The 8,152-nt window shown below is 71.4% G+C and carries 8 protein-coding genes and 1 pseudogene; 6 read left to right on the top strand and 3 right to left on the bottom strand.

The features are described 5' to 3' along the window. Positions 1-1,520: VOC family protein (locus ACLEQD_RS31740; RefSeq protein ID WP_410389248.1), on the top strand; the 1,520-nt coding region annotated here is incomplete at its 5' end. Between the two features lie 55 nt (positions 1,521-1,575). Continuing rightward, positions 1,576-2,598 carry an isopenicillin N synthase family dioxygenase gene (locus ACLEQD_RS31735; RefSeq protein WP_410389247.1) on the top strand — a complete coding sequence of 341 codons (1,023 nt, stop codon included), beginning with the start codon at positions 1,576-1,578 and terminating at the stop codon, positions 2,596-2,598. 7 nt (positions 2,599-2,605) lie between these two features. Here ACLEQD_RS31735 and ACLEQD_RS31730 read toward each other — a convergent pair whose 3' ends face one another. The 3 genes from ACLEQD_RS31730 to ACLEQD_RS31720 form a co-directional block, all read right to left on the bottom strand. Continuing rightward, positions 2,606-3,247, bottom strand: coding sequence for an RNA polymerase sigma factor (locus tag ACLEQD_RS31730; RefSeq protein ID WP_410389246.1), 642 nt, complete (start codon positions 3,245-3,247; stop codon positions 2,606-2,608). Between the two features lie 79 nt (positions 3,248-3,326). After that, positions 3,327-3,803 carry a redoxin domain-containing protein gene (locus ACLEQD_RS31725; RefSeq protein ID WP_410389245.1) on the bottom strand — a complete coding sequence of 159 codons (477 nt, stop codon included), beginning with the start codon at positions 3,801-3,803 and terminating at the stop codon, positions 3,327-3,329. Next, positions 3,800-4,351: a carboxymuconolactone decarboxylase family protein gene (locus ACLEQD_RS31720; protein ID WP_410389244.1), complete on the bottom strand. Its 552-nt coding sequence runs from the start codon at positions 4,349-4,351 to the stop codon at positions 3,800-3,802. The genes ACLEQD_RS31725 and ACLEQD_RS31720 overlap by 4 nt, the downstream gene beginning before the upstream one ends. Before the next feature lie 283 nt (positions 4,352-4,634). Here ACLEQD_RS31720 and ACLEQD_RS31715 point away from each other — a divergent pair, with 283 nt between their 5' ends. The 4 genes and pseudogenes from ACLEQD_RS31715 to ACLEQD_RS31700 all read left to right on the top strand — a co-directional run. After that, on the top strand, positions 4,635-5,198 hold the full coding sequence (locus ACLEQD_RS31715; RefSeq protein ID WP_410389243.1) for a carboxymuconolactone decarboxylase family protein: 564 nt from the start codon (positions 4,635-4,637) through the stop codon (positions 5,196-5,198). A gap of 232 nt (positions 5,199-5,430) precedes the next feature. After that, positions 5,431-6,713: pseudogene (locus tag ACLEQD_RS31710) on the top strand (type I polyketide synthase); the annotation flags it as partial. A 113-nt stretch (positions 6,714-6,826) separates the two neighbouring features. Next, on the top strand, positions 6,827-7,054 hold the full coding sequence (locus tag ACLEQD_RS31705; RefSeq protein ID WP_410389242.1) for a ketoacyl-synthetase C-terminal extension domain-containing protein: 228 nt from the start codon (positions 6,827-6,829) through the stop codon (positions 7,052-7,054). 41 nt (positions 7,055-7,095) lie between these two features. Further along, on the top strand, positions 7,096-8,152 hold a 1,057-nt coding region (locus ACLEQD_RS31700), incomplete at its 3' end, for an acyltransferase domain-containing protein (protein ID WP_410389241.1).

The following is an 8,152-nucleotide window of genomic DNA, read 5'->3' as shown; positions in this document are numbered from 1 at the left end:
TGCGCGAGGCCTTGCGGCGGCTGGCGGCACGGGGCCTGGTGGTGCAGCACCCCGGACGCCAGGCGCGCGCGGTGGCGCTGGACGAGTCCTTGACGCTGGAGAACCTGGGCCTGGCGCTGCACGACGAGCGCTCCGAGGAGGGGCGTCGGCTTCTGGAAGGCTTCTTCAGCCTCAAGCGGCAGGTGCTGGTCGAGCTCCTGGCCGACTGCTGCGCGAATGCCTCCGTCATGCAGTTGCAGCCGCTGGAGGCGACCTGCTACCAGCTTTGGGACGCGGCGCGCTGGCACCCCGGAGAGCGCTGCGCGCAGCTGGAGTTCGAGTTGCTGCGGCTGGCGGCCCAGACGGCTGCACGTCCCGGGCACCTGCTCCTCGTCCAGTCGCTGCAACGGGCCTTCAGGGGCATCGCGGGCCGGCTGCTGCCCTTCCTGGGCGGTGAGCCGCTGCGCGAATGGGCCATCTGCGCGATGCATGCTGTGAGTGATCGCAACATGCAGGCGCTTCAGCACCAAGTGCCGGTGTTGCTGAAGGCGTGCGACGAGCGCGTGCTGAACGACTTCGCCCCTGCGTCCCAGGAGGATGCGTCCCCCGAAGACCACCGCACCCAGGAGGACGTGCTCGGCGTCGCCGCGTCAGATGCCGCGCAGGTCGATGCGACCGATGAACGTCTCAGCGTTGAGGAGCGGGGCCTTGGTTGTCTCGCGCAGGCAACCGAGGACGCTGAGGCACCCGGGGGGACACCTTGTCCCCCCGAGCAGGCACGCCTCATGGAGCCCGACAGCGGGGCGCTGCTGTTTCCAGCCGTCTCGGAGCCCGTCCCCTGCAGTCCCGATGAGGCGAGCACCGGAGGGGACGTGACGAGCGCGGCCCTGGGAATCCTGTCCGAACCACCACCCACCACCTCCCGCGTGATGGCGTGCGAGGAGGGCGGGCTGCCTCGTGGCTCTCAGAGCCCACATCCACGACCGGGCCACGACCCGGTCAGTTCGGCCACCACCCGAGGAGAATCTCTCCTCGGATTGCCTCAGCGCCCAGCGAGTGACCGCGTCGTCGCGGCGCTTCAATGGGCTATGAGCGGGGACATGACGCTTCGGCGGATGGACCACGTCGGCATTGTTGTCGACGACCTCGCGGCGGCTATCGCTTTCTTCGTCGAACTGGGTCTGGAGCTGGAGGGCGAGGCGCCAGTCGAAGGACGTTGGGTTGACCGCGTCGCCGGGCTCGACAGCGTCCGAGCCGACATCGCGATGATGCGGACCCCGGATGGCCACGGCCGACTTGAGCTGACGAAGTTCCACAGGCCGACGGCGGCCAGCGCTGAGCCGAACGACGCACCGGCGAACACGCTGGGCCTCCGTCGCATCATGTTCGCCGTCGAAGACATCGAGGACGTCGTTGCCCGCCTGCGCGCCCATGGCGCGGAGCTCATTGGCGAGCTGGCGCAATACGAGGACAGCTATCGGCTCTGTTATGTCCGCGGCCCTGCGGGCATCATCGTCGCGCTGGTTGAGCAGCTCCGCTAAAGCGTTCCTCGCACGCGACCTTGCCCGCTGGGGTCAGGCGCTCCTGGAGTCCGCCATGGACACCGTGCCCCTCATCGACGTCCGAGCCCTCGTCGACGCTTCGTCGAGCCCCCAGGCCCGCAGGGAAGTCGCCGCCCGCATGGGCGCGGCATGCCGCCACACCGGCTTCTTCTACGTCGTGGGCCATGGCGTGGACGTGGGGCTCCAGTCGCGGCTGGAGGCGCTGGCGCGGGACTTCTTCTCGCGGTCGGAGCAGGAGAAGCAGCGGGTGCGCATGGCGCTCGGGGGGAGGGCGTGGCGGGGCTTCTTCCCGGTGGGCGGGGAGCTCACGTCGGGCCGGCCGGATCGCAAGGAGGGGCTCTACTTCGGCACGGAGTTGCAGCCAGACGACCCGCGCGTGCGCGCCGGCACGCCGCTGCACGGGCCGAACCTGTTCCCCCGGGAGCCGGAGGGGCTGAGGGGCGCGGTGCTGGAGTACATGGCGGCGCTGACGTCGCTGGGGCACGCGTTGATGTCCGGCATCGCGCTCAGCCTGGACCTGGAGGCGGACTTCTTCGCCACGCGGTACATGGCGGATCCGACGGTGCTGTTCCGCATCTTCAACTACCCGCCGGGCCCGGAGGTGGACCCGGACGGGCTGCCGGTGTGGGGCGTGGGCGAGCACACCGACTACGGCGTGCTCACCATCCTCAAGCAGGACGACGCGGGCGGGCTCCAGGTGAAGACGCGCCAGGACGGGCACACGCGCTGGGTGGACGCACCGCCGGTGGAGAACGCGTTCGTGTGCAACATCGGCGACATGCTCGACCGGATGACGCGCGGCGCGTACCGCTCCACGCCACACCGGGTGCTCAACCGCGCGGGCCGCGACCGGCTGTCCCTGCCGCTCTTCTTCGATCCGGACTGGACGGCGGAGGTGTGCGCCATTGACTCACCTGCGTTGAAGGACGCGGGCGCGGACGACCACGCGGAGCGCTGGGACCGCCAGAGCGTGCACGCCTTCCGGGGTACGTATGGGGACTACCTGCTCGGCAAGGTGGGGAAGGTGTTCCCCGACCTGCGCGCGGAAGTGCTGTAGCGCCCGCTCAGGAGTGCCGCGGCCGCCGGTCCTCGACGGTGCCCTGCAGGGAGCGCGGCGCGGTCTCCGTGGCGGCCAGGTGCGGCGGCCCCGGGGACTGCATGGCCAGCACCAGGCACTCCCGCAGGCGCTGGCGCGCGCGGAACAGCAGGATGCGGACGTTCTCCGGCGACACCTCCAGCAGCGTGGAGACCTCCTCGCCCGGACACTCGTCCAGCAGCCGGAGGCGGATGACCGCCTGCTGCATCTGCGACAGCTGCTCGACACAGCGCACCAGGCTCACCCGCGCCTCCGCCTCCGCCACCAGCGTGTCCGCGGAAGGCAGGTCCGCGGCCACTTCGGGCAGGTCGAACTCGGCCGGCAGCGCCCGGCGCGCCAGCTTGCGCCGCTGGTTCAGCGCGGCGTGGGTCACCAGCGTCGACAGCAGGCGCTCCACCTCGCTGGAGCGGACGGACAGCGTCGCGGCCTCCGGCATCCGCAGGAACGTGACGAAGGCATCCTGGACGCAGTCGAGCGCGTCCTCGGGCGGCAATCCCCGGCGCCTCGCGATCGTCACCAGGCGCGCGCGGTGCTGGTGGACGAGCAGGGTGACCCAGGAGAGGAACGCGGCGCGCTCGGTGTCGGAGTCCGGGGGGATGTCATCAGGCATGGCTGCGCCATCCTAACCCCCTTCGGCGAAGGCCGCCGAAGAGGGAAGGTGGATGACGCAGGACGACACGCGTCGTCGGCTAATCCGGGCGATGTGTCCCACGCGCGAGCGCGGTCATCAGCTCCTTCTCGTTGAAGCCCAGCGGCGGGAGGGCGGACTGCCTCCCGTAGACGACCTCCCGGGAGGGGGCCAGCAGCACGGTGCCGCTCGGCTGAAGCTTGCCCCAGAGCCGAGGCTCCAGGCCCGCTTCCGCGTGCGACCCCGTGGCGCTGGTGAGCACCGGCACCGGCAGCCCCAGCCACGTCGCCAGCTCCTGCGCCTCTTCAGGCCCATCCGGGACGACCGAGATGACCTTCGCCCGGTTCGCCGCGATGTCGCCCTGGCGCTTCGCCAGCGTCTTCAAGTGGTTGCGGCACACCGGACAAGCGGCGTTGCGCAGGAAGAACACCACCGCCGCCTCGCCGCCCATGGCCTCGCCCAGCCGCGTGGGCCTGCCCGTGCCGTCCCGCAGCTCCAGGTCTGGAAAGCGGGCCCCGGGCTCGAAGGTCGCGGTCACGCGTGGATTCCGTCGATGACCGCTGAAGGCACCAGGTCCACGGGCGGGATGTCGATCTCCGTCTGGGCCAGGTGGTTGAGGTAGTTGCCGAAGGTGGTGGCGACGACCTGCGCCAGGATCTCCACCACGTCGCCGTCGCTCCAGCCCGCGGCGCGCACCGCCGCCAGCTCCGCGTCCGTCACCGCCCCGCGGCGCGCGGCGATCTGCCGGGAGAACTGGAGCGCCGCCTCCACCTTGGCATCCGGCGCCTTGCCCGAACGCGCCTGGTCCAGCTCCTCGTCGGACAGGCCCGTCTTGCGGCCCAGCTGCGTGTGGTGCGACACGCAGTAGCGGCAGCCCTGCGCGTTGCCGACGGCGAGGGCGATCTGCTCCCGGATGCGCGGCGTCAGCTGCCCCTGGCCCAGCGTCCCGTGCAGCGCGAAGAAGGCGCTCATCGCCGCGGGCGAGTTGGCCAGCACCCGGACCGGCGGAGGCAGGTTGGCGCCCAGCTTCTCCTTGATGGGTTTGAGCGTGGCGTGCGAAACGTCGACAAGGTTCAGACGGGACATTGAAAACTCCTGAGGCCGCATGATTGCGGCTTGCCAGTCATTAAGGTCGCGACCCCAGGCCGGCGTTACGCCGGACCCGCAGAATCTTCCTGACTTTTTTCAAGTCCTTGTATTTGCTGTGGATTCAGGTGGCATTAATCATACAAAAATACCGATAAAATGGTGCCCGGTGTTCGCAAGGGAAAATTGAGAGGGATGCAACTATTTGTTGAAACGCATGTTTCGCGGTGGCATTGTCAATTGAATTGAACATTCCATTTGGGGAGGGTGAATCTTGGGGCGATTGAGGATTCATACGATTGAGAGCGCTCCGGAGCAGTCCCGTCCGGTGCTGGCCGCGGTGGAGAAGTCCGCGGGTTTCCGTTCGAACCTGCTGGGGCTCATCGCGGAGTCACCCAGCGCGACGCAGGGCTTCGCGCAGATGGGGCCGCTGCTGGCCCAGTCCTCGCTGGGCGCCGTGGAGCGCGAGGTGGTCATCATGACCATCGGCTGGGAGAACGACTGTTCGTACTGCATGGCCTTCCACAGCTACCTGTGTCGCAAGCTCCAGGTCCCGGATGCGCTCGTGGCCGCGCTCCGGTCGGGGACGACGCTGTCGGATCCGCGGCTGGAGGTGCTCGCGGAGTTCACCCGGACGGTGGTCCGTGAGAAGGGGTACGTGGGAGACGACCTCTGGAGCCGGTTCACGGCCCAGGGCTTCACGAGCGCCAACGCGCTCGACGTCCTCCTGGCCCTCTCCCAGCAGGTGCTGGTGAACTACGCGAACCACCTGGGCGGCGTGGAGCTGGAGCCGGCGCTGAAGGAATTCGCGTGGACCCGCCCGTCCGGGGCGGCGCGCCAGGCGTAGTGACCGGGGCCCTGGGGCCTCGGGTCCCAGGGCTTCCTCCCAGACATTAGATGTTTCGCGCCCAGGCCCTTGCGTGCTGGCGCGCGAGTCCGCGTTCGCGGTGACGGTCTTGTCGTGTCTTGAGTGGCGTCAGGCGGGGCGGGGGTCTGCCTTGCGCTGACGTGGAAACCGGGCCCTTGGGGAAGGGCTGACAGGGGGAACTGCCTTGGGTGCGCCGACGATCTCTGCTCCTGTGACGGAAGCGTCCGTGCTGTCCGCGATCAGGTCCCATCTGCTGGAGGCCCTGGCGCGCCGCAACGGCCTGTCGCCGGAGCAGGTGGACGCGCGACGGCCCTTCAGCCACTACGGGCTGGACTCGCTGGGCGCGGTGGCGCTCGGACGGGCGCTGTCGGAGCTGGCGGGACGGGAGCTCTCCCCCACGGTCTTCTGGCGCCACGCCAGCGTGGACGCGCTGCTGCGGCACCTGGCCACGGGGGACGCGGACGCCACGGCTCCCGTGGAGCCCGCCGGGCCTTCCGTGAGCCGCGACGAGCCCATCGCGGTGGTGGGCATGGCCTGCCGCCTTCCCGGCGCGCCGGACCTCAGCGCGTTCTGGAGCTGCTGCGCACCGGGCGCGACGCGGTGTCGGAGGTCCCCGCCGGTCGCTGGACGGATGGGCGCCTGCAGCAGGCGGATGCCGGTGGGCACGGCGTGCCGGTGCCGCGCCGCGCCGGGTTCCTGCCGGACATCGCGGGGTTTGATCCGCTGTTCTTCGGCATCTCCCCGCGCGAGGCGGCGGAGATGGATCCGCAGCAGCGCCTGTTCCTGGAGCTGGCGTGGGAGGCGCTCGAGGACGCGGGCATCGTCCCGCGGGAGCTGCACGCGACGGCGACGGGCGTGTTCGTGGGCGCCATCTGGCGGGACTACGCGGAGCTGGGCGGCGCGGAGCCGGGGCGCATCACGCCGCACACGGCCACCGGGCAGGCGCTCAACATGGTCGCCAACCGGCTGTCGTACGTGCTGGGCCTCCAGGGGCCCAGCCTCGTCCTCGACACGGCGTGCTCGTCGTCGCTGGTGGCGGTCCACCTGGCCTGCCAGAGCCTGTGGGCGGGGGAGAGCACCACCGCCATCGTCGGCGGCGTCAGCGTGATGGCCTCGCCGCACACGATGGTGGCGCTGTCCCGCTTCGGTGGCCTGTCGCCGGACGGCGTGTGCAAGGCGTTCGACGCGAGCGCGGACGGCTTCGGACGCGGGGAGGGCGGGGGCGTGGTGGTCCTCAAGCCGCTCTCCGCCGCGCTCGCCGCGGGCGACACCGTCCGCTGCGTCATCCGCGCCACGGGCAGCAACAACGACGGGCCGAGCAACGGCCTCACGGCGCCCAACCCGGAGGCCCAGGAGAAGCTGCTGCGGCAGGTCCACGCGCGCTCGGGCGTGGCGCCGGGCGCGGTGGGCTACGTGGAGACGCACGGCACGGGGACGGCGCTGGGAGACCCCATCGAAGCGGGGGCGCTCGGGGCCGTGTTCGCGAAGGCGCGCGGGGAGGGCCCGCCGCTGGTCATCGGCTCGGTGAAGACCAACATCGGCCACCTGGAGGGGCCGCGGGCATCGCGGGCTTCCTCAAGGCCTGCCTGTGCGTCGAGCAGCGCACGGTGGTGCCCAGCCTCCACTTCACGCGCCCCAACCCGCTCATCCCCTTCGAGGCGCTGCGCCTGGAGGTCTCGCGGGAGACGCGCGCGTGGCCGGTGCCGGACGGCCCGGCGGTGGCGGGCGTCAGCGCGTTCGGTTGGGGCGGCACCAACGCCCACGTCGTGCTCCAGGAGGCCCCGCCGTCGCGGCTCGCCTGGGTGGGGCTGGCGGCGTCCGGAGCGGAGGCCTGAAGGCCGAGGCCCGCCGCGCGCTGGAGGCACTGAAGACCGGGGTGCCGCTCGACGCGCTCCAGGCCACGCTGGCGCCGGAGGCCTCTGGCCCGGAGCGGCTCACCGTGTGCGTGCGCACCCGGGGGGAGCTGGAGGCGCGCCTTCGCGGGTTCCTGGACGGCGAGGCGGGGACGGTGACGCTGGGGACGGCGTCCGGCCAGGCTCCGAAGGTGGCCTTCGTCTGCGCTCCGCAGGGCGGCCAGTGGGTGGGCATGGGCCGGCGCATGCTGCTCACGGAGGACGCCTTCCGCGCGGCCTTCGAGCGCGTGGACGCGGCGCTGGCGGTCCACTCCGGCCAGTCGCTCCGGGAGGAGCTGTTCAAGGCGGAGGGCGCCGCCCGCTACGACGACGTGGACGTGGTGCAGCCGCTGCTCTTCGCGTTCCAGGTGGCCCTGGCGGAGCAGTGGCGCGCCTGGGGCATCACCCCGGACGTCGTCGTGGGGCACAGCCTGGGGGAGATCGCCGCCGCGCACATCGCGGGCATCCTCGACCTGGAGGAGGCGGCGCTCGTCATCCACCACTACAGCCGCCTGCAGAAGCTGCTGGCGGACAAGGGCGGCATGGCCGTGGTCAACCTGCCGCCCGAGGCGCTGACGGGGCTGCTGGAGGCCACGGGTGGGGCGGTGGTGCTGGCCGGCCACAACGGCCCCCGGTCCACCGTGCTGTCGGGCGACCCGGCCGCGCTCGACGCGCTGCTCGCGGAGCTCAAGCGCCGCAAGGAGCTGTGCGCGCGGATCCGCGTGAACGTCGCCGCGCACAGCCCGCAGATCGACGAGATCCTCCCGGAGCTGGAGACGGTGCTCGCCGGGCTGCGTCCGAAGCCCGCGCGCCTGCCCATGATGTCCACCGCCCTGCGGCGGCGGATGGAGGGGCCGGAGGTGGACGGGCGCTACTTCGGCCAGAACCTGCGCACGCCGGTGTGGCTCGCCCCGGTGCTCGCGTCGCTGGTGGCCGACGGCGTGGACGCGCTGGTGGAGCTCAGCCCGCACCCCGTGCTGGTGGGCGCCCTGCAGCAGGCCGCCGAGGCCGGCAGCCGCCCCCTGTCGTCCTGCCGTCCAC

This window comes from Corallococcus sp. 4LFB (genome assembly GCF_046520365.1).
GTDB classification, from domain to species: Bacteria; Myxococcota; Myxococcia; order Myxococcales; family Myxococcaceae; genus Corallococcus; species Corallococcus caeni.
This window is presented reverse-complemented; position numbering and strand designations above follow the sequence as displayed.

Excerpts from the sequence above, each read along its gene's own strand:
- ACLEQD_RS31735 (WP_410389247.1), top strand. The coding sequence starts at position 1,576 with ATGGACACCGTGCCCCTCATCGACGTCCGAGCCCTCGTCGACGCTTCG.
- ACLEQD_RS31720 (WP_410389244.1), bottom strand. The coding sequence starts at position 4,351 with ATGTCCCGTCTGAACCTTGTCGACGTTTCGCACGCCACGCTCAAACCC.
- ACLEQD_RS31730 (WP_410389246.1), bottom strand. The coding sequence starts at position 3,247 with ATGCCTGATGACATCCCCCCGGACTCCGACACCGAGCGCGCCGCGTTC.